At 36.8% G+C, this 584-nt stretch carries 1 protein-coding gene; it reads right to left on the bottom strand.

The features are described from left to right. On the bottom strand, positions 1-584 hold a 584-nt coding region (locus EZH24_RS13235), incomplete at both ends, for an ABC transporter permease (RefSeq protein WP_137999468.1).

Genomic DNA, 584 nt, shown 5'->3' with positions numbered 1-584 from the left:
GCATAAAGAACTCTCATAGGTTTCCATTGCCCGAATATTAAAACCGCCAAAGCCAAAAATCCGTATCCAGCAACCGTGGCGTTGAAATTTGTCGAAGTGGGAATAACGAATACCAACCCTCCGATTCCCGCCAATGCGCCAGAAATTGCCACTCCAAAATAACGCGTTTTATAAACATTTATCCCAACCGAATCGGCGGCTTGAGGATGCTCTCCGCAACTTCTTAATCTTAAACCGAATCTCGTTTTATAAAGTGCAAACCATGACAGAATCAAAATAACGAATCCCAAATATGTCGTTATATAGGCATTTTTAAATAATAAATTTCCTATAATAGGAATGCTTCCTAAAATTGGAATAGATTCTATTCTAAAATTATTTACGAAAGAAATTTGTTGAACCGTTTGAATCGCTCTCGTAACATATATTGCAAATGCTGGCGCAAATATATTTAACGCCGTTCCGCTTATAACTTGGTCGGCGCTCATATTAATCGAGGCGTATGCATGAAGTAAAGAAAATATTAAACCCGATAAAGCGGAAATTACTATGGCTATAAATAAAATTATAGTAGGCGAAAATAA

Source organism: Brachyspira catarrhinii, from assembly GCF_005518285.1.
GTDB classification, from domain to species: domain Bacteria; phylum Spirochaetota; class Brachyspiria; order Brachyspirales; family Brachyspiraceae; genus Brachyspira; species Brachyspira catarrhinii.
The sequence above is the reverse complement of the archived record's forward strand: the minus strand, read 5'-3'. Positions and strand labels throughout refer to the sequence as shown.